The sequence below is a fragment of the Mesorhizobium sp. LNHC209A00 genome (assembly GCF_000502915.1).
Classification (GTDB): Bacteria; Pseudomonadota; Alphaproteobacteria; order Rhizobiales; family Rhizobiaceae; genus Mesorhizobium.
The window spans coordinates 5001-29829 of the sequence record NZ_AYWT01000003.1 but is presented as its reverse complement, the minus strand read 5'-3'; the positions used below and the strand labels follow the sequence as shown (position 1 = coordinate 29829).

The following is a 24829-nucleotide window of genomic DNA, read 5'->3' as shown; positions in this document are numbered from 1 at the left end:
CCGGTTCAAGAAAAAGAAACGGAGGAGGCGACACCGCCCCCTCCGCGGGACATGAAGGATTATTGGACGCGGCCGTATTTCTTGAAGGTCGCGTTCCAGTCTCCAGCCAATGCGTCCAGCGTTTCCTTGGCGGTGCCACTGCCGCCGATCATGTAGGGATAAACGCGCTGGTTGAGCTGCTGCAGCAGTTCGGCATATTCCGGCACCGCCCAGAAGTCCTTCACCTTGAACATGGTCTCGTAGAAGGCCTTGTTGTAGGGCGTGGCGTTCTGGAACTCAGGCGACTTGAGCACCGCCTGGCTGCAGGTATAGCCGCCAAGGGCAGCCCACTTCTTCTGGGTCTCGTCCTTGATGAACCATTCGAGGAACTTCATCGCCTCGTCTTGCTTCTTCGAGTACGAGATGACGGAGATGCCTTGCCCGCCGAGTGCGGCGAACTGATCGCCATTTGGACCGGGAGGGTTGGCGAAGAAGCCGGTGTTCTTGGCATTCGGGTTCGACGCCTCGTTGATCAGCGAGGGGAAGAACGCGAAGAAGTTCATGCTCATCGCGGCCAGGTTTTCAGTGATTGCCTGGTTGTCCTCGACGAAGAACGATTTGGCCCAGCCCGGAGGCGTGAACTTGTAGAGCTCCTTGTAGGCATCGAGCGCGGCCACCGCCTTGTCGGAGTTGATGTGACCGTCGACCTTGTAGGTCGTGTAGTCGCCCAGCTCACCACCATAGGAGAACAGCGCGTTCTCGAAGCCCATCGCCATCGCGTCGTAGGAATTGTCGGTGTAGATGGCGATGCCGTATCTCTTCTGATCCGGCCGGTGGAAGAACTCGGCGATGTCGCGCAGCGCCTTGAAATCCTTCGGCACGTCGAGGTCGTAGCCGTATTTGGCCTTGAAGGCTTCCTTTTCCTTGGGATCCTCGAACCAATCCTTGCGATAGGACCAGCCGACGGCGTCGCCCTCAAGCGGGATCGCCCAGTATTTGCCGCTGTTGCCGGGATACTCGGCATAATATTTCACCGTCGCCGGTGCCATGACGTTGCCGAGATCATGCTTCTTGAAGAAGTCGGTCAGGTCGACGTAGTGGCCGCCGGTGGAGCCGGCGCCGAGCCACTGCGAGTCGCCGACGACCAGGTCATAGGCGTCGCCATGGGCGTTGAACTCGGTAAAGGCCTTGGTCTGGAAGTCGGACCAGGGCGTGGTCTCCACCGTGATCTTGACGCCGGTTTCCTTCTCGTACTCGTTGCCGAGTTCCTGCAGGTAATTGGCCGGATCCCATTCCGCCCAGAAGATGGTGAGCGACTTTTCCTGCGCGTAGACGGACGTTCCGCAGGCAAGCGTTAAGCCGATACCAGCAAGCATGCTGGTCACTAACTTGCGCATAATGATTTCCTCCCTTGTGCGCATTCTACCTTGTCGTGCGAGCCGGCGACGGAGCCGGCCCTGGTAGTTCCTCCCGTGGTCGCGCTTTTCCGAATTCGGAGCCTCCTCGCTCTGTCCGGAAATGGATCGCAGCCCTCACTTTCGAACCGCTTATCTTCCTTGATCTGGTATTACCAATCCTGCAGCGACGTCAAGTCCTTTCTTGAACGGAGGGCTGGGCCGTTACCGTCCAAGTGGAGCTTTATCTGCCTGTTTTCCCATGATTTTCCTACTCAGTGATACACATTGGCCTTGCCCCATGACCTTATTTTGGGCTAGGATCAGCGGTATGCAGGGAAATCTGGTCGAACCAGATCGAGACTATTCTGCCGCTCCTGAAGCAGACCCATCACCACCATAAGCCGACTCCGCGATTGCCGTGCGCACCAGCGCACTCGCCGCCCATTGCGCCACCGACATCGTCCGGCGGCTGTCCAGCCCCCATATATCCTTGAGCACGATCAGCACCTCCACGCCGAAGATCAGCGACAGCGCCTGCGCCAGCCGCTTGACGTCGCGCGGCGGCAAGCGGCCCTTGAGCGGCGTGAGCGCCTCCTTCAGCAATTCGACGCGATGGCCGCGCGTAAAGGCCGGTTCTCCGCCCAGCGTGCCCGCTTGGCGCCGCGCCCATTGATCGAGCGACAGCTTCAACGCAGCCTTGAATGTCGCCTCGAAGGCCTCGATGCGCGGCATGGCCGTATCGAACAGTTCGGCGACGCGGCGCTCGGCATCGGCGGCGGTGGACTTCCAGGTCAAGATTGGCCCCAGCCCCTCGTCGACGACGGCCTGGACCAGGGCTGCCTGGCTGGGGAAATAGCGGTAGGCCGTGGCCCGGGAGACCTCGGCTGCCTCCGCGACCTCGCTGACGGAAGGCGTGGCACCCGCCTGCATCAGTCGCGTGGCCGTCTCCAGCATCAGCCGCTTTGTCCGCGCCCGCGGTCCGCGCTCGGCCCTCTCCCCGGCGTTGTCGTCCGTTGCGGGTTGTTGACGTGAGACATCCATGCCAATACGATACGCGCGTCTCAAAAATTTGCAATGGCAGCCCTTTTCCTGGAGTGGCCACGTTGACGCTCTACGGCGCACAAAGCTTTCTGATGAGCATCACCACCTTCGAACCAACCAGCCGAGGGAGGCGCGGATGAAGCGTATCCATGTGGTGGGCACCGCCGACACCAAGGGCGAGGAACTCGCCTTCCTGGCCGATGCGATCGCCGCGACGGGGGCCGTCGTCTGCCGTGTCGATGTCGGCACGCGAGGCGCGACCGTGCCGGTCGACGTCTCGGCTGAGGAGGTAGCCGCCCATCACCCCGATGGCCGCGGTGCGGTGCTCGGCATCGACGACCGCGGCAGATCGGTTGCGGCAATGGCTGAGGCCTTCACGCGCTTTGTCCGGTCCCGCGACGACATATCGGGCATCATTGGCATTGGCGGCGGCGGAGGCACCTCGATCATCACAGCGGGCTTACGCGCGCTGCCTCTCGGTCTGCCCAAGCTGATGGTCTCGACGTTGGCCTCGGGCGACACGGCCCCCTATGTGGACGTGTCCGACATCATCATGATGCCATCGGTGACCGACATGGCAGGCCTCAACCGGCTGTCTCGTGTCGTGCTGCACAACGCCGCCCAGGCGATAGCGGGCATGGCGGTCAATCCGGCGCCTGCAGCGGACGGCAAGGCCTCGATCGGCCTCACCATGTTCGGCGTCACCACGCCTTGCGTGACGGCAATCGCCGAACACCTCCGCTCGACTTATGATTGCATGGTCTTCCATGCCACTGGCACGGGCGGCCGCAGCATGGAGAAGCTGGCCGACAGCGGTCTGCTGTCGGGTGTCGTCGACATCACCACGACGGAGATCTGCGACCTGCTGTTCGGCGGCGTGTTGCCGGCGACGGAGGATCGTTTCGGTGCCATCGCCCGCACCAAGCTGCCCTATGTCGGCTCGGTCGGCGCGCTCGACATGGTCAATTTCTGGGCGCCATCGACCATTCCGGAGCATCATCGTGGTCGGCTGTTCTACGAGCACAATCCGAACGTCACGCTGATGCGCACGACCGCGCGGGAATGCCGCGCGATCGGCGAATGGATCGGCACAAGGCTCGCCCACTGCGAAGGCCCGGTGCATTTCCTGATCCCGGAAAATGGCGTTTCCGCGCTCGACATCGAAGGCGCCCCCTTCTTCGATCCGGAAGCCGACGCAGCTCTGTTCGAAGCCATTGAGCGCACCATCAGGCCGGGTGCGACGCGCCGCGTCACCCGCCTAGCGCTGCACATCAACGATCCGGACTTTGCCAAGGCGGCGGTCGCGGCCTTTCTCGACATCGCCAGACAGTGAGACCCAGACATGCCAGCCATACCACGCAAGGACATACTGAAGAAGTTCCGGGGAATGATCGACAAAGGCGTGCCGATCGTCGGTGGCGGCGCCGGCACCGGTCTGTCTGCCAAGGCCGAGGAGGCCGGCGGCATCGACCTCATCATCATCTACAATTCCGGCCGCTACCGCATGGCTGGCCGCGGCTCGGCCGCCGGCCTGCTCGCCTATGGCAACGCCAACGAGATCGTCAAGGAGATGGCCTATGAGGTGCTGCCGGTGGTCAGACACACGCCGGTGCTGGCCGGCGTCAACGGCACCGATCCCTTCGTCATCATGCCGCTGCTGCTGGCGGAACTGAAGACGATGGGGTTTTCCGGCGTTCAGAACTTTCCCACCATCGGCTTGTTCGACGGCCAGATGCGACAGAGTTTCGAAGAGACCGGCATGGGCTTCGGCCTAGAGGTGGACATGATCGCCGAGGCACACAAGCTCGACCTCCTGACCACGCCCTATGTCTTCAACCCCGAAGAAGCGCGCGCCATGACCAAGGCGGGCGCCGACATCGTTGTCGCCCATATGGGCGTGACCACCGGCGGCTCGATCGGCGCCACCTCGGCCAAGTCGCTCGACGACTGCGTCGTGGCCATCGACGCCATTGCCGAGGCGGCGCGCTCAGTGCGCAAGGATGTCATCCTGCTTTGCCATGGCGGCCCGATCTCGATGCCCGACGATGCCCGCTACATCCTCTCCCACGCCAAGGGCCTGCACGGCTTTTATGGCGCAAGCTCGATGGAACGGCTGCCGGCGGAAGCCGCGATCGCCAGGCAGACGGCGGACTTCAAGGCGGTGACGCTCGGCGGTGAGAAGACCGCCAAGAAAAAGATGGGACAATGAGAGATGGCCGACAAGAGCAAGGTGTTTGTCTACCCGAAGGACGTCAGCGCCTTCGGCTTCGATTGGGGAAAACTCTCTTTGACGGTGGCACCTGAAGTGAACGGCGCGACCCGCTTTTCCGGCGGCGTCGTCGACCTGCCCTCGGGCAAGGGCCATACCCGCCACAACCATCCGGGTGCGGAAGAGATCATCTTCGTCATCTCGGGCCATGGCGAGCAGATGGTCGAGGACGAGAAGGGCAATCCGGTGGTCGAGAAAGTCGGCCCCGGCTGCACCATCTATGTGCCGGAAAGCCGCTTCCATTCGACGCTCAACACCGGCGACGGGCCGATGCAGTTGTTCGTCGTCTATTCGCCGGCCGGGCCGGAACTGGGTCTGCGCGAACTGCCGGATTTCAGGCTGATCCCGCCGCGCAGTTGATCAACCTATTCTGCTGGAGGCAGCGCCGCCTCTCATTGTCCTGCCGGACATTTCTCCCCGTATACTGACGGGGAGAAAGGTGCTGTCATCGACGCTTTCGCCAATTGCCAGTGCTGAGGCTGCTCCCTTCTCCCCGTTCTACGAAGAGAAGGTGCCCGAAGGGCGGATGAGGGGCAGCGCCGCCCTCCAAAATCAGGCCGTCCCACCCCTATTCCATCCCCGGCCCCGATCGCCAAACATCACGTACCCGCTCTCGGTCACCGCCAGCGTATCCTCCAGCTTGATGAAGCCGCGCGTCGGGTGAAGCATTGTGGTCTCCACGGACAGCACCATGTTTTTCTCCAGCGGCTTGGCCGCATAGGTGCCTTCATAGGTCACCGGGTGGTTGGTCATCAGGAACGGCGCCTCGTGCGTGATCAGCCCCATGCCGTGGGCGAAGAAATCCGTATAGGGCGCGACCTTGGATGTCTTCAGCACACCCTCGGCGTAAGCAATCATGTCGCCGCCAAGCGTGCCGGCTTTCACCTTGGAGAACGCCGCCTGCTGCACGGTTTCGACCTCGGCCAGCAGATCCTCGAGCTCGGCATCGGGTTCGCCCAGAATGCCCATCCTGCAGAGATCGCCAATATAGCCGTGATAGTTGCCGCCGGAATCGATCGACAGCACTTCGCCCTTCCTCCACGCTTGCGGGGAGGTGGCGCGGTTATGGCTGGAGCCCAGCGTCAGCAGGCAATATTCGAAATGCGCACCACGATTGGTCTCTTCGCGCCTGATCTGCTCGATCATCTCGGCCTTGGTCGTGCCCTCGCGCGCCCAAGCGATGGTCGCCAGCATGGAATCGGTGATCAGCTCGGAGGCCATGCGAAGCTTCTCCAACTCCGCGTCGGTCTTGATGGCACGCATACGTTCCAGCATGTCGGTCGCATCGATCAGCTTCGCATCGGGCAATGCCTTGCGGATCAGCGCATAAGCGTCCGAAGGCAGGAAACCGGGCTCGATACCGATGCGGGCATCGCCCTTGCCGATCTTCCTGACATGCTCGACGGCAAGATTGGCGGCGTCGAGAGTGCCCCAGCAGGCGGCATGCAGCGTCGGCGTCCAGAACGAGTGGTTCTGGTGCTCGCCGCCTTCCATGCGGTTGGCGATATAGGCAGCATGATCCGGCCCGCCCTTCTCGTAGACCACGATCGGCAAATAGCGGCTGTGGCCGATCGCATCCATGGCGGCGAAGAAGATGAACTTGTAGCCGCCCAGCAGATATTGCGTGTTGTGCTTGGAGGTCGCGAGCAGCACGTCGATGCTGGCCTCATCCATCAGCCGGTCGACCCTGGCCTGCTCGAACGGGATATTGCTGACGGCACTCTTGCCTGGTGCAATGTTCATCACTCTCTCCCTGAATTGCCGGGATTGGCGCTGTTTCGCATCCGATCCCCGGCTCGCGATCAAACCTGCACTATTTTTCTCGCTCTGGTCCAGCCAGAATGTTCACGAACACAACGTTCGGTGGTCACCCAAGCGTCATTTGTGCGCATATCCGCTAATCTGGTCCTACCAGCCAATCGAATTGACTGGGCTTGTGCTAAACTGGTCCAGCGGACGGAAATTTCAAAGCCAAGCAAGGATGCGCCAATTCCGTCTCTGGCGAAACCCTCGGCAAGGCCCATAATCTCCGCCGCAAGGATGCCGATGCGCGCGCCGACGTTCGACGTCGCGCCGGGTCGGGTGGAGGAGAGGACGGAGTTCGATCATGTCAGGTTTCATCATTTCCAGACGCACCATGCTTACCGGGTCGGCACTGCTGCTGGCCACCACCGCCATGCCGGCCCTGGGCTGGACGCAGACGCCAAAGAAGGGCGGACGGCTCGTGCTTGCCGCCGATTCCGAGCCGCGCAATCTCAACCCGGCGATCGTCGCCTCCAACGGCGTGTTCTTCATCTCCAGCAAGATCGTCGAGACGCTGGCCGAAGCCTCCTTCGAGGCCAAGGGCGGGCTCGCGCCTCGGCTGGCGGTGAGCTGGGAAGGTGCCGCCGACGGGCTCTCGGCGACCTTCAAGCTGCGCGAAGGAGTCAAATGGCATGACGGCAAGCCGTTCACCTCGGCCGACGTCGCCTTCTCGGCGTTGCAGATATGGAAGCCGCTGCAGAATCTCGGCCGGACCGTGTTCAAGGACCTCAGCACGGTCGAGACACCAGACGATCTGACCGCCGTGTTCAAATTCGCCAAGCCGACGCCGTTCCAGCTGATCCGCAACGCCTTGCCGGCGCTGTCGAGCGTGGTGCCGAAGCACATCTACGAAGTCGGCAAGATCGAGGACAACCCTGCCAACAACGCACCGATCGGTACGGGTCCGTTCAAGTTCGGCGAGTACAAGGCCGGCCAGTATTACCGGCTGACGAAGAACGTCGACTACTGGGGCAAGGACGAGCCCTATCTTGACGAGATCATCTATCAGGTCCTGCCCGACCGTACCTCGGCCGCCGCCGCGCTGGAGGCCGAGGAAATCCAACTCGCGGCTTTCTCGGCCGTGCCGCTGGCCGATCTCGACCGCATCTCCAAGGTTCCCGGCCTGAAGGTCATCACCAAGGGCTATGAGGGCCTCACCTACCAGCTCGTGGTCGAGATCAACCATCGCCGCAAGGAATTGGCCGACCTCAAGGTGCGTCAGGCCATCGCGCACGCCATCGACAAGGACTTCGTCGTCAAGACAGTGTTCCTCGGCTACGCCGCCACGGCGACCGGCCCGGTGCCGAAGAACGATCCGCAATTCTACACCGCCGACGTGCCGATCTATGCCTTCGATGTCGACAAGGCCAACGCGCTGCTCGACGAAGCCGGTTATAAGAAAGGCGCCGACGGCAACCGCTTCTCGCTCAGGCTCTTGCCTGCCCCCTATTTCAACGAGACGAAACAGTTCGGCGACTATCTGCGTCAGGCGCTCGCGGCAATAGGGATCGACGCGCAGCTGGTCAACAACGACTCGGCCGCCCACATCAAGGCGGTCTATACCGACCACGCCTTCGACCTCGCGGTCGGCCCGCCGGTTTTCCGCGGCGACCCGGCGATCTCGACCACCATCCTGGTGCAGAGCGGCATTCCCGATGGCGTGCCGTTCTCCAACCAGGGCGGCTACAAGAATGACGCGCTCGACGCCCTGATCACCAAGGCCTCCGAGACGCTCGACACCACGGCGCGCACCGACCTCTACAAGGAGTTTCAGAAGCAGGTCGCGGCCGACCTGCCGCTGATCAACGTCGCCGAATGGAGCTTTATCAGCGTCGCCAGTGACAAGGTCGGCAACATCGCCAACAACCCGCGCTGGGCGGTGTCGAACTGGGCGGACACGTATCTGGAATCGTGACAGACTTGCGCGGATGAGAGTTCGCGAGGAAAAACATCGGCAGCAGCCAATCTACCCCCTTGAGGGGGAGATGTCCGGCAGGACAGAAGGGGGCCCCTGGGCTCGACATTTCCTTATGTCCTTTATCGCACATTCGAGGTCCGCATGAGTCGCGCCCTCGTCCTCCTGCGCCGTCGCCTCGTCGGCAGCATCTTCGTACTTTTGATCGTCGTCATCGGCACCTTCGTGCTGCTCGAAGCAGCGCCCGGCGATGCGGTCGACGCCTACATCGTCTCGACCGGCGGCGACGCCGGCATGATCGAGCTGTTGCGCCACCGCTGGGGTCTCGATCAGTCGGAGCTGACGCGGCTCGCCAACTACCTCTGGGCACTGCTGCATCTCGATCTCGGCCGGTCCGTCACTTTTTCCCGACCGATCCGCGATGTCATCCTCGAGCGACTGCCGACCACGCTCTTCCTGATNTCTTCCTGATGGTCAGCGCCACCGCGCTCTCCTTTGGCCTCGGCTCGGCGCTCGGCATCCATGCCGGCGCCAGGCCAGGCAGCTTCCGCGACCGTTTTCTCTCCGTCGCCTCGCTGGCGCTCTACGCAGTGCCCGGCTTCTGGCTCGGCCTGGTGCTGATCGTGATCTTCGCCGTCGACCTGCGCTGGCTGCCGATCGGTGGCGTCGAAACCCTGGCCTCGGACAAGACCGGCCTCGACCGCGCCGCCGACATCGCCGTCCATCTGGTGCTGCCGGTTTGCGCACTCGGTTTCATCTATCTGGCGCTCTATCTGCGCATGATGCGCGCCGGCATGGCCGAGGCCTGGCGCCAGGATTTTGTGCTGGCAGCCCGCGCCAGGGGGTTATCGCGCCGCCGCATCGTGCTCGCTCATGTCGCCCGCAATGCGCTGCTGCCGCTGGTCACCATGCTCGGCCTGCAGTCGGCGCAGATGCTCGGCGGCAGCGTCGTCATCGAGAGCGTCTTTGCGGTGCCGGGCCTCGGCCGGCTGGCGCAGGAAGCGGTGGCCGCGCGCGACACGCCGCTGCTGCTCGGCATCATTCTTACCAGCGCCGTCCTGGTCATCGTCATCAATCTTGTCGTCGACATTGCCTATGCCTTCCTTGACCCGCGCGTCGGCGCCAGCGGGGCCGGTGCATGAGCCGTCTGCGCCGCTTTCTGCGCACGCCCGAGGCGGTCGCCGGTGCCATCATCCTGGCGGCGCTTTTCGCCATGGCGCTGTCGGCCTCGCTGCTGTTTCCCGGGGACCCGCAAGCCATTGCCGGCGCGGCGCTGCTGCCGCCCTTCCGGGATTGGTCGCTGCCGCTCGGCACCGACCGGCTCGGCCGCGACGTGTTGGCCGAGCTGTTCCACGGCGCCCGTACGTCGCTGGCGGTCGGTCTGGCCGCGGCGGCCGCGGCACTCGCCGTCGGCGCGGTGATCGGCACGCTGGCCGGTTTCGCCGGCGGCCTGATCGACGAGGTGCTGATGCGCATCACTGACGCTTTCCAAACCGTGCCGGGCTTCCTGCTGGCGCTGGCCTTCGTCAGCGTGGTTGGGCCCTCGCTCGGCGTCGTCGTCATGGCAATAGCGCTCGGCACCTGGACGGGACCGGCGCGGGTCGCCCGCGCGGAAGTCCTCTCCATTCGCGAACGCGACTATGTCGCCAGTGCCCGTGTCATTGGCATGCATCCCCTGGAAATCGCCTTTCGCGAGGTGCTGCCCAATGCCTTGCCGCCGATGTTGGGGATGTCATCGGTGATCGTCGCCGCCGCGATCCTCACCGAAGCAGCCCTGTCTTTTCTTGGTCTTGGCGACCCCAACCGGGTTACCTGGGGTGGCATGATCGCGGAAGGTCGCGCTGTCTTGCGCACCGCCCCGTTCCTCTCGATCGTCCCGGGCATTGCGCTGGTGCTGACTGTGCTCGGCGTCTATCTCGCCGGCGAAGGCATCGTCGAAACGACGGCGGTACGCGGGGGCCTGTCGTGACGGTATTGGCGTCGATCCGAGATCTGACGGTGACCTACCGCCGTGATGGCAGCGAGGTCGCCGCGCTGAAGAACATTATTCTCGATATCCAGGCAGGCGAACGGCTGGCCATCATCGGTGAAAGCGGTTCGGGCAAGAGCACGCTGGCGCTGGCGATCGCGGGATTGTTGCCGGCGAGCGCCAGGATTGAGGGGAGTATCGACTGGCAGACCTCGAAAATTCAAATGTCGCATTCCCTCGAGCCGGAACGCGAACCTTTCCTGCTTCGCGACAATATCCCCCTCGGCGGCCGCGATATCGGCTTCGTGTTCCAGGACCCATCAGCCAGCCTCGACCCGGTGATGACCGTGGGCAAGCAGATAGCCGAGGTGTTGCGCACCCATCTCAACCTTGACTGGCACCGGTCCTTTGCCAAAGCCAAAACCCTCCTCGAACGCGTCCGCTTGCCCGACCCCGACTCCGCCCTGCGTGCCTTCCCGCATCAGCTTTCCGGCGGCCAGAAGCAGCGTGTGGCGATTGCCGCCGCGATTGCCGCCGGGCCGAAACTGCTGATCGCCGACGAGGCGACCAGCGCGCTCGACACCATCGTGCAGGCCGAGATCGTCGATTTGATTCGACGGCTTGTGGCCGAGGACGGCATGACGCTGCTGTTTATCAGCCATGACATTGCGCTCGCCGCCGAGCTTGCCGAACGCATCGCTGTGTTCCGCCACGGCCAGGTGGTGGAGTTTGGCAAGACCGAGCAGATTGTCGAAGCCCCGACGCAAGCCTATACCCGCGCGCTGCTCGACGCCCATATCGGCCTCGACGCCGAGCCGCTGCTGCACCGAAGCAGGCTGAATGCATGAGCCTGCTGACAGTGTCCAATCTCACCAAACGCTATAGTCGCGGCGGCACGACCCTTGCTGCGGTGGACGATGTCTCCTTTCATATCGAGCCCGGCGAAACGCTGGCGCTGGCAGGCCCTTCCGGCAGCGGCAAGTCGACCATCGCGCGGCTGGCGCTGCGCCTGATCGAGCCGGATGGCGGACGCATTGAATTCGAAGGCGATGATTTCCTGGCTCTGGGCGGCTCGGCACTTCGAGCCCGTCGCGCGCGCCTGCAAATGGTGTTCCAGGATCCGCTGGCCGCCTTCAATCCGCGCGCCACGGTGGCGCGCGTCCTCGATGACCCCTTGCGCATTCATGGCGTCGGCCCGCGCTCAGAGCGCCCGCGCCGCATCGCTGCCCTGCTGGAGCGCGTCGGCCTGGCGGCCGATCTCGCGCCCCGCGCAATCCATGAAATCTCCGGCGGTCAGCGGCAGCGTGTGGCGATTGCCCGCGCCATCGCCACGAAGCCGCCGCTGATCGTGCTTGACGAAGCGGTGTCGGCGCTCGACGTCTCGGTGCGCGGCCAGATCCTCGATCTCCTGCTCGACCTGCAGCGCGAGGAACGGATCGCCTATCTCTTCATTTCGCATGATCTTGGCGTCGTCCGGGCGGTCGCCCACCGCGTCATCCTTCTCGATGCCGGGCGGATTGCCGAGAGCGGCGCTGCCCGAACCGTTATCGACGCGCCGCGATCGGCCATCGGCAAGGCACTGGTCGCGGCTGCGCCTAGACTGAACAGGAACAGACCATGATCCGGTCTTCAAACAAGATCATGCCGACAGGACGGCCTACCCCCCAACCATCAATCTGACGACCTCGTCATGGTTGGTCTCGGAAATCTTGCGCTCGCCGGCCTGGACGCCGCGGCGCAGTACGACGATGCGGTCCGAGACCGCGAAGATATCCTGCAGATTGTGCGAGATGAAGATCACGCCGCGTCCCTGCGCCTTGAGCTGGTGGATGAGCGAGATCACCTTGCGCTGTTCCGGCACGCCAAGTGCCGCGGTCGGTTCGTCCATGATGAGGATCTGCGCATCCCAGTAGACGGCACGGCCGATGGCGACGGCCTGGCGCTGGCCGCCGGAGAAATTGCTGACCGGGGCGTTCATCCGGCTGACGTGGAAATCCAGTCGCTTCATCGTCTCTCTGGCCGCCTCGGCCATCGCCTTGCGGTCGAGCACCGGCAGGAAGCCGAACGCCTTGCGCATCGGTTCGCGGCCAAGGAAAATGTTGGCGCCGATCGACAGATTGTCGGCGAGAGCCAGATCCTGATAGATCGTCTCGATGCCTTTTTCGCGCGCCTCCTGCGGCGTCGCGAATGCCACCTGCTGGCCGCCGAGCAGGATTTCGCCGCCTGTCGGCTGGAACACGCCCGAGATCGCCTTGATCAGCGTCGTCTTGCCCGCGCCGTTATCGCCGGCCAGCGCCACGACTTCGCCTGGCCGCACGGCCATGGAGAAATCGTTGAGCGCGCGCACGGCGCCGAAATGCTTGGACAGGTTGCGGACCTCGAGCAAGGGGGTGTTCTGGTCGTTGCTATTCATCCTGGCGGCCTCCACTGAACCGGCGCTGCGCCTGGTCTATGAGCACGGAAATGATGATGACGACGCCGACGGCGATGAACTGCCAGAACGGCTCGACATTGACGAAGACCAGCCCGTACTGGATGACCGCGATCACCAGCGCGCCGGCGACCGTGCCCAGGATGGTGCCGGAGCCACCGAACAGGCTGGCGCCGCCGATGACGACCGCCGCGACGCTGTCGAGCAGCAGTGGCTCGCCGGCTTGCGCCGCACCGGCGGTGAAGCGCGCCGCGTAGAGCGCCCCGCCAAGACCGGCGCACATCGCCGACAGCACATAGAGCCGCAATATGTGGCCCCTGATATCGATGCCGGCGCGCCGCGCCGCCTGCACATTGGCGCCGATGGCATAATTGTGCTGGCCGAACCGCGTCTGGCTGAGCAGATAATGCATCACCACGACGAAGACGGCGGCGATCACGACCAGATAGGGCACGCCATGGAACTTGCCGTTGCCGAGCAGCGCGAACCAGGAATTCTGCACCGGCACCGTCGTGCCCCCGGCAAGCAGGAAGGCAACGCCGCGCGCGACGCCGAACATGCCGAGCGTGCCGATGAACGGCGGCACCCTGAGGCGCGAGATCAGCAGGCCATTGATGATGCCGGGCAAGCCGGCGACGATCACCGCGGCGAGGATGCCCGCCAGCATGGCCAGCGGCAAGGGAATGGCGGCGCCCGCCATATTGGTGGCATGCGCGGCAACGACGGCGGCAAGGCCCATGATGAAGCCGAGCGACAGATCGATACCGCCAGAAATGATGACGAAAGTCTGTCCGGTCGCAAGCAGCAGCGGCGCTATGGCGAAGATCGCGATGGATTGCAGGTTGAAAGGGTTGAGCACGAACGTCGCACCGAAGGCGAACCTCGACCATGCCTCGAAGCAGATGATCAGACCGGCGAGGAACAACCAGGCGCGCCCTTCGGCGATGCGTCCGATCAGGCTCCTGGCCGGATCGCCATGATCGGCCTGGGGGGCGACATGCTTCTCGGCCGACTGGGCTGGTGATGTCGATGTCATGAATACTCCGCGGCGCGGCTGTGTTCAAACAGGCCCCGCCTCTGGGAACCCGGCACGAGCTCCCCCCGGCGGACCGGGAGGAGCCAAGCTCGTCTTGACCTACTCGGAGTAGAGATACTTCGAGATGTTCGGGTCGGCGATGTTGGACTTGTCCATGATCGTGAAGCCGGTGCCGATCGTGACCGGGATTGAATGGCCGGTCAGGTGGGCATAGGCCGAGACGACGCCGAAGTAGCCGATCTCGGCGGGATGCTGGGCGATCGCCACGTCCACCAGGCCGGTGTTGATGTTGTCGACGATGCTGGTCGGTGCATCGAAGGCGACGACCTTGACGGTGCCGCTCTGCCCGGCCTGCTTGACGCCGTTGGCCGCACCCAGCGCGGAGAACAAATTGGCCCCGAACACACCGACCAGATCGGCATTGCGCGCGAAGACGGCCTGCAGCTGCGAGGCCGCCTTGTTGGCGTCATCGTCATTGAATTGCGTCTCCAGCACGGTGATGCCCGTATGCTTGGCCATCTCCTTCTTGAAGCCTTCTTCGCGCTGGTCGGTGGTCGAGATGCCGGGCTTGACGTTCGACACATAGACCTTGCCCTTGTCGCCGACGGCGGTGGCAAGCGCACGCGCGGCGATCTCGCCGCCCAGAACGTTGTCCGAGGCAATGTAGGCCAGCGGGAAATCGGCATCCCCAGCACCCGTCTGGTAGACGCCGCTACCGATGAAAGTATCGACTGTTATGACCGGAATGCCGGCGTCGTTGGCCTTGCGCAGCGGCTCGACCAGCTGGACCTTATCGGTCGGCGCGATCAGGATCGCATCCGGTTTCTTGGCGATGACCGCGTCGAGCACCGGCACTTGGGTGACCGGGTTGAAGTCCGGAGCACCCTGGAAGACCAGGTTCACGCCGAGCGCGTCGGCGGCCGCTTGGGCACCCTTGCGCATGGTAATGTAAAAGCCGTCGGTGGTGAGGCCCGGAATGAGCGCAATGGTGTATTTTTTGTCCTGCGCCTGCGCGGGCGCCATCAGCACCGTCGCGCTGACGGCAAGCGCCGCGAGCGCGGCAACGATCTTCTTCATGACATCCTCCTCATTGTTGGCAGTTCTGCCGTTTCGGTGACATTGGAATGGCCGTTATCCGCTCAGGGGCAGGATGCCGACGGCCGGAACGCTGTTTGCTTTCGCGGGCAGCTCCTCCCAAGCGCCCTCCAGTCTAAATATCAGCCGGTCGAGCCGACCGGCACAATCCCCGTGCTCACTTTCCTCGCCTCCGCGAGGTCAGGGGACCATCGCGCCAGGCATGCCTGCACGGCGGATCGGCAGTTTGTAACACTTTGCAGAAATAAATTGCAACTCGGTTTTTCCGGGGCCGCAACGCCGGCTTTTCCAGACGCCATCTGACTGCTCCTCCGAGCTCCTGCGGACTATCGTCCCGACTCCGAGGCGACACAATCGATTTCGCAACGGCTTCTCTCCGCACCGACAGCGCCGCATCAGTCGACATATCCGCCGCTATCGCGTTGCAAGAACCGCGAGGATGGCCTGCGCCGTCTTGGTATCCGTCACCAGCGTGTTGATGAGCCCAGAACGAACGGCGCCGATGATTGCCGTCGCCTTCTCCGGCGAGGCTGCGACGCCGATCACCAGCGGTACGGCGCGAAGCTGCGCTGGCGACATGGCGATCATCCTGCTCTCCCCTTCCCAGGCGATCAGGGCGCCTTCCGCATCGAAATAATGGCGAAGGACGTCGCCAGCCGCATGGACCAGCGCCTGCTCGGTCGGCGTGGCGGCACTCGCCTCGGGTGGGTTGATGGCGTGCGGCAGGCCAATGCCGACGATCGCGACGTCGGTCCTGTCCCACAGCGCGACGGCATCGCGGATGGTGGCGTCTCCGAGGAAGACCTCTCGCAGTTCGCTGGACGGCATATAGGGCGCATGGATAAAGTGCGGTTTCCCGCCAAACTCTTCGGCGGCGAGCCGCACGAATTCATTGACCTGGAAATGCGCCGCGTGCTGCTGCATGCCGCCCGTAGCGGCCACAGTCAGCACGCCCGGCATACGCGGCAGACCGGCTCGGATGACCTCGCGCACGGCGCGCCCCCAGCCGATGGCGACCACGGAGCCGGCCACCAGTTGTGCCTGCCTGAGCAAAGCGCCTAGCGGGGCGGAAAGCGCCGTCAGCGCGCCGGCCCCCGGCGTCTCGACAACGGCGGCGTCCCGCAATTTCAATCCGTCGACAAGCTGCCTGGTAATATCCTCCGGCGTCGCCAGGTCGATCACCTCGATGCGCACGATACCTTCCGCCCGCGCCCGTTGCAGCAGGCGCGAAATCGTCGCGGTGGAGACACCGAGCTGCCGCGCTATGTCGACCTGCGACATCTCCTCCACATAGTGCAACTTGGCAACCGTGTGCAGCATCGTGCGCGATGCGGTCGCGTCCTGGACGGAGGGAACAGACAGCTTGCAATTCCTTTCAGCAACGTGTTACACCCGTATAGGCCGATGCGAGTTATCGCGCAAATCCGGTGAACTCGCAACTTTTGGGGACACCAGCCAAGCGCCGGCCAGGCTGCTTATCCCAGCAGCCGGCGATGCATCAGGCGGCAACTCTTCCTGCCGGCAGGCGGGCGAACTGACATTTATTTCCACGGGATCAGCGCCTCGGCGCGCCAACATCGGACAGAAGAAAACCATGACCAAGATGACCACCGCGGAACTGCGCGGCTACCAGCAGATATGCGGCAAGGATGGAGCCATGGTGGCCATCGCTTGCGACCAGCGCGGCGGCATGCGCACCTTGTTGGCGTCGGACCCCGCGGACCAGGCCAGGATCACCAACGACATGCTCGGCGACACCAAGGCCGACATCACGCGCTACCTCGCGAGCGCGGCGTCCTGCGTGCTGCTCGACCCGCTCTGCGCGGTGCCAAGGGTTGTCGACGACGGCGTGCTGAACCGCGATACCGCACTCCTCATCGGTCTCGACGCGTCCGGTTTCGACGTCTCGCCGGAGGGCTATCGGCTGTCGCGGCTGGTCCCCGGCATCGATGCGCGGCGCGTGCGCGAATTGGGCGGCACCGGCGGCAAGATCATGGTGTATCTGCGGGCCGACAAGCCTGAAGCCAACGAGCACAACATCGCCATTCTGCGCCAATGCATCACCGACTTCGGCAAAGAAGACCTGCTGCTCGTCGTCGAATTCCTGACCTATCAGCTCGAAGGGGAAAGCCCCGAGGACTATGCGGCCAAGACGCCCTGGCTGGTCGAGGAGGGTACGAGGATTTCGCTGGAATGCGGCGCGAAGGTGCTGAAGCTTCCCTACCCCGGAACGCCGGAAGCCTGCGCCAACATCACTGAAATGGCCGGCGAAGTGCCGTGGGCCGTACTTTCGGCCGGCGTCAACCACGCCACTTTCCTTGGCCAGGTCGAGATCGCCATGCAAAATGGCGCCTCCGGCGTCATCGCCGGCCGATCGCTGTGGAAGGACTGCATCTCGCTCGATCGTGACATTCAGCGCGAAAGGCTTAAGACCATCGCGGTGCCGCGACTGCGAGAGATCCAGGCGGTGATCGGGCGCTATCGGCAGAAGGCTGCCGCCTGATATCCATCTTTGATCGCCGACACGTGCAGGACGTCATGCCACAAAAGTCCATGGCCATAGGGATCGATATCGGCGGCACCAATTTGCGTGCCGCCCGCATCTCGGGCAGCGGTGAAATCCTCGAACGCCTTTCCGAAAAGAGCGCGCCTGACCCGGAGCTGGTGCTTGGCCGCGTCGCCGACATGGTGCGCCTTCTCGATACGCCTGATGTGGCGGCCATCGGCGTCGGCGTTCCCGGCCGCGTCGACGCGCGGCGCGGCGCGGTGCTGTCGGGCGGCTATGTCAACCTCGCTTCGGTCGCGCTCGCGCAGCGGCTGGAAAGCATGACCAGCAAGCCTGTCATCGTCGACAATGACTGCAACATGGCGCTGGCCGCCGAGATGGCGCTTGGCGCCGGCCAGGGCCACGACAACATCGCCATGTTCACCATCGGCACCGGTATTGGCGGCGCCGTTGTCCAGAACCGACGGATCATGCGCGGCCGGGCAACGGCGGGGCAACTGGGGCACATCACCGTCGACGTCAACGGCGAACTCTGCGCTTGCGGGCGGCGCGGCTGTGTCGAAACCACCAGTTCGGGTACGGCGCTCGGCCGTCACATAGCGCGGGCTGGCCTTGGTCCCGAGGTTTCGGTCGACCAGCTTTTTGCCCGCGACGCCGCCGGCGACATCCAGGCTCGCGGCATACTGGCAGCCTGGGCAAAACCGCTGCGCGCGGCGATCGATACCACCGTTGCCCTGTTCGACCCCGACCTCGTCCTGCTTGGCGGCGGTCTTGGCCGGGCCGCACACAAAGCGCTTGGCCACGCGCTGGCGCTGGCGCCGTGGTACCAGTGCCCGGTGGCGCCGGCGGGGCTCGGCGACGACGCCGGAGTGATCGGCGCCAGTCTCCAGGCGCTTTCGGCACCGGCATCGCTTTCCGTTCAGCCCGGCCGCGCCAGACGCGCCGTGCTCGTCAACGGCATCCCGGCCAGCGGCAAGAGCACGGTGTCACGCGGCATCGCCGATCGCATGGGATGGCCGCTGCTCGCGCTCGATACGGTCAAGAACCCGTTTCTCGAAGTGCTCGGCGGCGCCGACCGCGAATTCAATCGCACGCTCGGCCGCGCGAGCTACCAGGCAATCTGGTCGCTCGTCGGCGACGCCCCGGCCGGCAGCACCTTCATCGTCGATGCCTGGTTCGGCTTCCAGCCGCGGCAAGCGCTCGAGGATCACCTGCGCAACGCTGGCGTCGAAGACACGGTCGAAATCTGGTGCCACGCGCCGGGCGAAGTTCTGGCCGAACGCTATGGCGCCCGGCTCGGTCAGCGCCTGCCGGGACATCCCGGCGCTGCCTATATCCCCGAATTGATCGAACTGGCCAAGCGCGCCGAACCGCTGCGGCGCGGGCCGCTCTTCGACGTCGATACCACGCAGCCGATCGACTTCGACGCCATCGCCGCATGGCTCCGAGCGACCTTGGCCGGCGACGCGTCGGTCAATTCAATCAATAACCGACGGTGAAGCGCTGCCTGACATGCGTCGGCTTCTCGATCTCGTCGACCATGGCGATAGCATAGTCCTCGAAGGAGATGCTGCTACCCTTATCCGAGGCGAGAAGCGTGTCCTTGCCGACGCGGAACTTGCCGGTGCGCTCACCTGGGACGAACATCGCGGACGGAGACAGGAACGTCCAGTCGAGGTCGCTGACTGTCTTCAACTTGTCCAGGTAGTCGGCGCCCTTCTGTGCCTCGGCCTTGTAGATCGCAGGAAATTCGGCGGTGTCGACCAGACGCTTGCCGGGCGCGACTTCGAGACTGCCCGCGCCGCCCACGACGAGATAGCGCTTTACGCCCGAGGCACGCACCGCGGCGATCAGCATATCGGGGTCGCTATCCAAGAAATGCACCGCGCTGATCACTGCATCATGGTCGCGGATCAACTCGGCAAGGCCTTCCTTATCGAAGACATCGCCCTTCTTGGCGGTCACGCCGGGCAGCGCGGCAATCTTTTCAGGGCTGCGGGCGATACCGGTGACCCTGTGGCCACGATCGGAGAGTTCCTGGAGTATGCGCGAGCCGACAGCGCCGGATGCACCTATGAGAGCGACGTTTGCCATGTTCTTTTCCAGTCCTTGTTGGAGGTCAGTTGGGGATCACGCCGCCGCGATATGGGCGACAAGATTGTCAAAGCTGCCGAACAGCGCGTTCGAACCGATGAGCCGAGGCGCTTCGTTGCGAATGACCGCCAGCGAAGGCACGCCGTTGGCATGCAAGCGATGGAACAGCGCGCGGCCACGATTGACCAGCTCGAGGTGCCACGTCAGCAAGGTTTCGGTCGGGCTCTTCAGGATCGCGGCGGCATCCATCATGCCAGCACCAGCGAGCACCGCAGCCACGCCTTCTACAGTCACGATATCGCGACCGTCGACATAGCGCGCACGTTGGATTGCCTTGAGCGCGGTCCACCGGCGGCTTGGGTCTTCCAGGCCGGCGGCGCTGATGCCGAGGGTCGCGGCATGCGAGTCCAGCAAGCTGCCACGGATGCCGAGGACATTGTGCTGATAGGCCAGCGTGAACGCTTGTCCGGTCAGACGCTCGATACGCTGGTCGTTCGCCCAGGCGTGAGCGGCAAAACCTTCATCCATCGGCCTCGCGCCCGCACCCGAAAACAGGCCGGTCGGCAGCAATTCGACGCTCACGCCGCTGGTAGCCAATTTGTCCAGCATCGGGGCGGCGCCGTAGCACCAGCCGCAGAGCGGATCGAAAAGATAAATCACATCCGAATTGCTCATGATTGCCTGGAGATCCCTTGGCGCGGCGTGCAGCGGTCTGGATTGTCAAAAACTGTTGCTCGTATGTGGCAGACAACGACCTTGCGATAAACACCATCCAATAATACAGACTGTCTGATCTATTCATACAAAAGCGATCGCCGTGGCTGACCTGCTGAACCTCAATCGACTCGTCTACTTCACCACCGTGATGGAGACTGGCTCCTTCACATCGGCGGCCGACCGGCTTGGCGTCGCCAAAGCCGTGGTCAGCCATCAGATTGGCAAGCTCGAGGAGGAATTGGGCGCGACACTCATGCGACGCACGACGCGGCGTGTCGCGCCGACCGAAGAGGGACGCCTCTTCTACGATCGTGCGATGATAATTCTGCGGGAAGCGGAGGCCGCCTATGGCGAGCTTTCGCGCGCGGCCGTCGAACCGGCGGGAATGTTGAGACTGACGGCACCGCTCGACTACGGCACGAAGATGGTCGCGCCGGTCATCGCCGCCTATCTGAGAACTTATCCGCATATGCGCGTCGACGTGATCTTCGACGACGCGGTAAGCAATCTGGTCGACGAGCAGATCGACCTCGGCATTCGCGTCGGCTGGCTTGCTGATTCCTCCAACCAGACGCGGCGCCTGGGCACGATACGGCAGATCGTGGTGGCAAGCCCTGCGTTCGCCGCAGGCCTGCCGCAGGGCGTGAGCCCGCGGCAGGCGCAATCGCTGGCCTGGGTCGGAAACGCCCAGCTTCGCGGCGTCGGCCAATGGCTGTTTTCCAGGGATGGCGACAAGGTGCTGACCGAACTCAACCCGGTCATCACCTGCGACAAGAGCCCGGCTGCCCATGCCTGCGTGCTTGCCGGCATAGGGCTGGGTGTGTTTCCCGACTACAGCGTCAGCGACGACATCGCCGAGGGGCGGCTGGTGCCGGTCTTTGCCGACTGGGCCTTGCCCACCGGCGGCATCCACGCCGTCTTTCCGCCGGCAAGGTTCCGGCCTGCCAAGGTGCGCGTGTTTGTGGACCTGCTCGCCGCCGCCGAGAGAAAGCGATCGCGCGGCAGTGCCGTGGCGTGAATGTAGCCGCCGCAGAAGGTCGGCAAAAACTTACATCAGACTCATAAGCGCGGCGCCACGGGCGCATTGAGGCGAGTTGGATCAGGGCGAGGAAGTTGGCGGCTCGCGTTGGCCAAGTTGCGAGGAGGAGCAGCTATGATCGATGTCTACGAAACCGCGACTCACGAGCTAGGGCGGTTCGGGGCAGTATTCGAAAGAGATGACGAAACAGCATACTTCTATTTGCTCGACATGAGAAAGCAGGAGGGCAAACGGATCATCTCCGCATTCAATGCCAAAGCAGCGACCGACTTGCCTGCTGACACGCCCGTTTCGATCCGGTGGAGCTCATCTGTGGCGGCAGTCGGGCTGTTCGTTGACGGCGCATTGTCAGCCATGTTTGATCTGCGCATAGCTGATCCGGTAGGCCGCTGGGCCGATCTCGAGGATAGTCACATTTTCGCGGTGCATTGAACCAGAGCCCTCCGGGGCCGACCGTCTCCCGTTTTATGAGTTCACGACCTAAAACGGTTCTGATCCGGATAGGCAACGGTGCCCCGACTTGGACCCATACGACGGTCTTTTTTGATGTTTTCTTTTGTGGTTTTGTTGGCTTGGTTTGGGGGCGGCTGATGGGTTCAAGTCTCTGTCCGGCAAGTTTCTGTCCGGCATGAGAGCGGAACGCGAACGGCCCGCCAGGTTTGAACCTGGCGGGCCGTTATTGTTTGGTTGCGGGGGACAGGATTTGCGTTTTCTGTCCCGCGGCGTCGGCTCCGCCTCCTTGCGGGGCCCTGATGACAGGTAAAATCGCCGGCTGCCACAGCAAAATACAAAAGAGCCCGCACGAGGGCGGGCTCTTTTGTATTTGGTTGCGGGGACAGGATTTGAACCTGTGACCTTCAGGTTATGAGCCTGACGAGCTACCGGGCTGCTCCACCCCGCGTCATATTCCTCACCGCCAAATGAAAGGGCCGCTTTCGCGGCCCGTGATCCCGTTGGCGGGCCTGTACGTAGAGAGAAGATTTCACTGTCATCCGATTGGATGAGAGTTTGAACGTGCGTTTTGCAGACCTGGCAGCGACCTACTCTCCCGCGTCTTGAGACGAAGTACCATCAGCGCTGGAGCGTTTCACGGCCGAGTTCGGAATGGGATCGGGTGCAGCCGCTCCGCCATAACCACCAGGTCGGCAAAACGCACGTTATTCGAGAAGCTTTTGAGCGAAGAAGCATAAGAGACATCGACAGCGGAGCTGTCGGGTGCCTCTCGGGGCTGTTCGCTGGTCTTAATTGTGCCTTTACGGTTCTTTTGGTCCTGGCGCCTTTCGAAGCGAAGCTTCGCAAGGTCGACCGACCGTCGGCGCTGATGCGCCGCACCCACGTAGCGCCGCCCGCGGGGCGGAACAAGCGTGAGTGAGAACAGACCATCTGACTTTGTCAGATGGGCATAAGGAATGAGAACGATCAAGCCGATCGAACTATTAGTACCGGTAAGCTTCAAGCGTTGCCGCTCTTCCACACCCGGCCTATCAACGTGGTCGTCTTCCACGGTTCTCAGGGAATACTCGTTTTAAGGTGGGTTTCCCGCTTAGATGCCTTCAGCGGTTATCCCGTCCGGATATAGCTACCCTGCTATGCGGCTGGCGCCACAACAGGTCCACCAGAGATCCGTCCATCCCGGTCCTCTCGTACTAGGGACAGATCCTTTCAATATTCCTACACCCACGGCAGATAGGGACCGAACTGTCTCACGACGTTCTGAACCCAACTCACGTACCGCTTTAAATGGCGAACAGCCATACCCTTGGGACCTGCTCCAGCCCCAGGATGCGATGAGTCGACATCGAGGTGCCAAACAACCCCGTCGATATGGACTCTTGGGGGTCATCAGCCTGTTATCCCCGGCGTACCTTTTATCCGTTGAGCGATGGCCCTTCCACGCGGGACCACCGGATCACTATGACCGACTTTCGTCTCTGCTCGACTTGTCAGTCTCGCAGTCAGGCAGGCTTATGCCATTGCACTCAGCGAACGATTTCCGACCGTTCTGAGCCCACCATCGCGCGCCTCCGTTACTCTTTAGGAGGCGACCGCCCCAGTCAAACTACCCACCATACATTGTCCCGGACCCGGATAACGGGCCGCGGTTAGACATCCATAGTAATAAGGGTGGTATTTCAAGGGTGGCTCCACCTGAGCTGGCGCCCAGGTTTCAAAGCCTACCACCTATCCTACACATGCCACTACGAATGCCAATGTAAAGCTATAGTAAAGGTGCACGGGGTCTTTCCGTCTAACCGCAGGAACCCCGCATCTTCACGGGGAATTCAATTTCACTGAGTCTATGCTGGAGACAGCGGGGAAGTCGTTACGCCATTCGTGCAGGTCGGAACTTACCCGACAAGGAATTTCGCTACCTTAGGACCGTTATAGTTACGGCCGCCGTTTACTGGGGCTTCGATTCAGAGCTTGCACCCCTCCTCTTAACCTTCCAGCACCGGGCAGGCGTCAGACCCTATACGTCGTCTTGCGACTTCGCAGAGCCCTGTGTTTTTGATAAACAGTCGCTACCCCCTGGTCTGTGCCACCCTCCTCCACTTGCGTGGAAAAGGGTCACGCTTCTTCCGAAGTTACGCGTGCAATTTGCCGAGTTCCTTCAGCATAGTTCTCTCAAGCGCCTTGGTATACTCTACCAGACCACCAGTGTCGGTTTCGGGTACGGTTTATAAGGAGGAGCTATTTCCTGGAACCACGCAGCAGCCCGTTCAATCCGATAAGATTGGACTACCTCAATGATCCGTCACTACNGACGCTCTTCCGATCTCGAAGTTACGCGTGCAATTTGCCGAGTTCCTTCAGCATAGTTCTCTCAAGCGCCTTGGTATACTCTACCAGACCACCAGTGTCGGTTTCGGGTACGGTTTATAAGGGGGAGCTATTTCCTGGAACCACGCAGCAGCCCGTTCAATCCGATAAGATTGGACTACCTCAATGATCCGTCACTACCTCCAAGCCCACGAATATTAACGTGGTTCCCATCGACTACGCGTTTCCGCCTCGTCTTAGGGGCCGGCTAACCCTGCTCAGATTAGCTTTAAGCAGGAACCCTTGGTCTTTCGGCGGGGGAGTCTCTCACTCCCCTTACGTTACTCATGTCAGCATTCGCACTTCTGATACCTCCACCACCCCTCACGGGTATGGCTTCGTCAGCTTACAGAACGCTCCGCTACCGCTTGGCCCTTGCGGACCAAACCCTAAGCTTCGGTGTATGGCTTTAGCCCCGTTACATTTTCGGCGCAAAGACCCTTATTTAGACCAGTGAGCTGTTACGCTTTCTTTAAATGATGGCTGCTTCTAAGCCAACATCCTGGTTGTTTTGGGATCCTCACATCCTTTCCCACTTAGCCATAACTTGGGGACCTTAGCTGTAGGTCAGGGTTGTTTCCCTTTTCACGACGGACGTTAGCACCCGCCGTGTGTCTGCCGACTAGTACTCCCAGGTATTCGGAGTTTGGTTAGGTTTGGTAATCCGGTGAGGACCCCTAGCCCATCCAGTGCTCTACCCCCTGGGGTATTCGGTCGA

20 protein-coding genes, 1 tRNA gene, 2 rRNA genes and 1 pseudogene (1 of these 24 running past the window's edge) are annotated in these 24829 nt (G+C 62.6%); 12 read left to right on the top strand and 12 right to left on the bottom strand.

The annotated features are described in order from the left end of the window. Positions 1 to 59: 59 nt before the first annotated feature. The gene (locus tag X739_RS158155; RefSeq protein WP_015315631.1) at positions 60 to 1376 is read right to left on the bottom strand and encodes an ABC transporter substrate-binding protein; all 1317 of its coding nucleotides are present in this window, start codon (positions 1374 to 1376) and stop codon (positions 60 to 62) included. A 360-nt stretch (positions 1377 to 1736) separates the two neighbouring features. Further along, positions 1737 to 2417, bottom strand: coding sequence for a TetR/AcrR family transcriptional regulator (locus X739_RS158160; RefSeq protein WP_023770703.1), 681 nt, complete (start codon positions 2415 to 2417; stop codon positions 1737 to 1739). A gap of 136 nt (positions 2418 to 2553) precedes the next feature. Between X739_RS158160 and X739_RS158165 the strand changes: the two genes are divergently transcribed. Genes X739_RS158165 through X739_RS158175 form a run of 3 tightly spaced genes read left to right on the top strand, consistent with a single transcriptional unit; the run spans position 2554 to position 5046 of the window. Next, a complete protein-coding gene (locus X739_RS158165) occupies positions 2554 to 3750 on the top strand; it encodes a Tm-1-like ATP-binding domain-containing protein (RefSeq protein ID WP_023770704.1) in 1197 nt (398 codons plus the stop codon). A gap of 9 nt (positions 3751 to 3759) precedes the next feature. Continuing rightward, the gene (locus tag X739_RS158170; RefSeq protein ID WP_023770705.1) at positions 3760 to 4626 is read left to right on the top strand and encodes a phosphoenolpyruvate hydrolase family protein; all 867 of its coding nucleotides are present in this window, start codon (positions 3760 to 3762) and stop codon (positions 4624 to 4626) included. A gap of 3 nt (positions 4627 to 4629) precedes the next feature. Further along, a complete protein-coding gene (locus tag X739_RS158175) occupies positions 4630 to 5046 on the top strand; it encodes a cupin domain-containing protein (RefSeq protein ID WP_023770706.1) in 417 nt (138 codons plus the stop codon). A 192-nt stretch (positions 5047 to 5238) separates the two neighbouring features. On the opposite strand, the gene X739_RS158180 is transcribed toward X739_RS158175, so the two are convergent. Continuing rightward, positions 5239 to 6429 carry a Xaa-Pro peptidase family protein gene (locus X739_RS158180; RefSeq protein ID WP_023770707.1) on the bottom strand — a complete coding sequence of 397 codons (1191 nt, stop codon included), beginning with the start codon at positions 6427 to 6429 and terminating at the stop codon, positions 5239 to 5241. Between the two features lie 364 nt (positions 6430 to 6793). On the opposite strand from X739_RS158180, the gene X739_RS158185 reads away from it, so the two are divergent. The 5 genes and pseudogenes from X739_RS158185 to X739_RS158200 all read left to right on the top strand — a co-directional run bounded on the left by X739_RS158185 (position 6794) and on the right by X739_RS158200 (position 11994). Then, positions 6794 to 8404: an ABC transporter substrate-binding protein gene (locus X739_RS158185; protein WP_023793677.1), complete on the top strand. Its 1611-nt coding sequence runs from the start codon at positions 6794 to 6796 to the stop codon at positions 8402 to 8404. A gap of 144 nt (positions 8405 to 8548) precedes the next feature. Continuing rightward, positions 8549 to 9546, top strand: a pseudogene (locus X739_RS01000000165865) (ABC transporter permease). After that, a complete protein-coding gene (locus X739_RS158190) occupies positions 9543 to 10373 on the top strand; it encodes an ABC transporter permease (RefSeq protein WP_023793675.1) in 831 nt (276 codons plus the stop codon). The pseudogene X739_RS01000000165865 and the gene X739_RS158190 overlap by 4 nt, the downstream one beginning before the upstream one ends. Beyond that, on the top strand, positions 10370 to 11221 hold the full coding sequence (locus X739_RS158195; RefSeq protein WP_023770711.1) for an ABC transporter ATP-binding protein: 852 nt from the start codon (positions 10370 to 10372) through the stop codon (positions 11219 to 11221). The genes X739_RS158190 and X739_RS158195 overlap by 4 nt, the downstream gene beginning before the upstream one ends. Further along, positions 11218 to 11994, top strand: coding sequence for an ATP-binding cassette domain-containing protein (locus tag X739_RS158200; RefSeq protein WP_023770712.1), 777 nt, complete (start codon positions 11218 to 11220; stop codon positions 11992 to 11994). Before X739_RS158195 ends, X739_RS158200 begins: the two co-directional genes overlap by 4 nt. A 36-nt stretch (positions 11995 to 12030) precedes the next feature. Here X739_RS158200 and X739_RS158205 read toward each other — a convergent pair whose 3' ends face one another. The 4 genes from X739_RS158205 to X739_RS158220 all read right to left on the bottom strand — a co-directional run bounded on the left by X739_RS158205 (position 12031) and on the right by X739_RS158220 (position 16255). Further along, the gene (locus X739_RS158205; protein ID WP_023770713.1) at positions 12031 to 12786 is read right to left on the bottom strand and encodes an ATP-binding cassette domain-containing protein; all 756 of its coding nucleotides are present in this window, start codon (positions 12784 to 12786) and stop codon (positions 12031 to 12033) included. Beyond that, positions 12779 to 13840 (bottom strand): ribose ABC transporter, encoded by a 1062-nt coding sequence (locus X739_RS158210; RefSeq protein ID WP_023770714.1) that lies wholly within the window; start codon positions 13838 to 13840, stop codon positions 12779 to 12781. Before X739_RS158210 ends, X739_RS158205 begins: the two co-directional genes overlap by 8 nt. 99 nt (positions 13841 to 13939) lie before the next feature. Then, positions 13940 to 14917 carry an ABC transporter substrate-binding protein gene (locus X739_RS158215; RefSeq protein ID WP_023793671.1) on the bottom strand — a complete coding sequence of 326 codons (978 nt, stop codon included), beginning with the start codon at positions 14915 to 14917 and terminating at the stop codon, positions 13940 to 13942. A 432-nt stretch (positions 14918 to 15349) separates the two neighbouring features. Further along, positions 15350 to 16255 carry a sugar-binding transcriptional regulator gene (locus X739_RS158220; protein WP_023770715.1) on the bottom strand — a complete coding sequence of 302 codons (906 nt, stop codon included), beginning with the start codon at positions 16253 to 16255 and terminating at the stop codon, positions 15350 to 15352. Between the two features lie 274 nt (positions 16256 to 16529). Between X739_RS158220 and X739_RS158225 the strand changes: the two genes are divergently transcribed. Both X739_RS158225 and X739_RS158230 read left to right on the top strand, forming a co-directional pair. Then, on the top strand, positions 16530 to 17438 hold the full coding sequence (locus tag X739_RS158225; RefSeq protein ID WP_023793668.1) for a tagatose-bisphosphate aldolase: 909 nt from the start codon (positions 16530 to 16532) through the stop codon (positions 17436 to 17438). A 35-nt stretch (positions 17439 to 17473) separates the two neighbouring features. Further along, positions 17474 to 18940, top strand: a complete 1467-nt coding sequence (locus X739_RS158230) for an ROK family protein (protein ID WP_023793666.1) — start codon at positions 17474 to 17476, stop codon at positions 18938 to 18940. Here the strand turns inward: X739_RS158230 and X739_RS158235 are convergent. Both X739_RS158235 and X739_RS158240 read right to left on the bottom strand, forming a co-directional pair. Continuing rightward, complete coding sequence (locus tag X739_RS158235; protein ID WP_023781039.1) at positions 18924 to 19535, bottom strand: NAD(P)-dependent oxidoreductase; 612 nt, start codon at positions 19533 to 19535, stop codon at positions 18924 to 18926. The genes X739_RS158230 and X739_RS158235 overlap by 17 nt on opposite strands. Positions 19536 to 19571: 36 nt before the next feature. Continuing rightward, the gene (locus X739_RS158240) at positions 19572 to 20210 is read right to left on the bottom strand and encodes a DsbA family protein (RefSeq protein WP_023781038.1); all 639 of its coding nucleotides are present in this window, start codon (positions 20208 to 20210) and stop codon (positions 19572 to 19574) included. Between the two features lie 142 nt (positions 20211 to 20352). On the opposite strand from X739_RS158240, the gene X739_RS158245 reads away from it, so the two are divergent. Then, on the top strand, positions 20353 to 21270 hold the full coding sequence (locus tag X739_RS158245; RefSeq protein WP_023770718.1) for a LysR family transcriptional regulator: 918 nt from the start codon (positions 20353 to 20355) through the stop codon (positions 21268 to 21270). 135 nt (positions 21271 to 21405) lie between these two features. After that, positions 21406 to 21723, top strand: a complete 318-nt coding sequence (locus X739_RS158250; RefSeq protein ID WP_023793663.1) for a DUF2251 domain-containing protein — start codon at positions 21406 to 21408, stop codon at positions 21721 to 21723. A gap of 392 nt (positions 21724 to 22115) precedes the next feature. Here X739_RS158250 and X739_RS158255 read toward each other — a convergent pair. The 3 genes from X739_RS158255 to X739_RS1000000169925 form a co-directional block, all read right to left on the bottom strand. Then, a tRNA-Met gene (locus X739_RS158255) sits at positions 22116 to 22192 on the bottom strand. A 126-nt stretch (positions 22193 to 22318) separates the two neighbouring features. Beyond that, a 5S ribosomal RNA gene (gene rrf / locus X739_RS158260) occupies positions 22319 to 22433 on the bottom strand. A 273-nt stretch (positions 22434 to 22706) separates the two neighbouring features. Then, a 23S ribosomal RNA gene (locus X739_RS1000000169925) occupies positions 22707 to 24829 on the bottom strand; it runs 912 nt beyond the window's last position.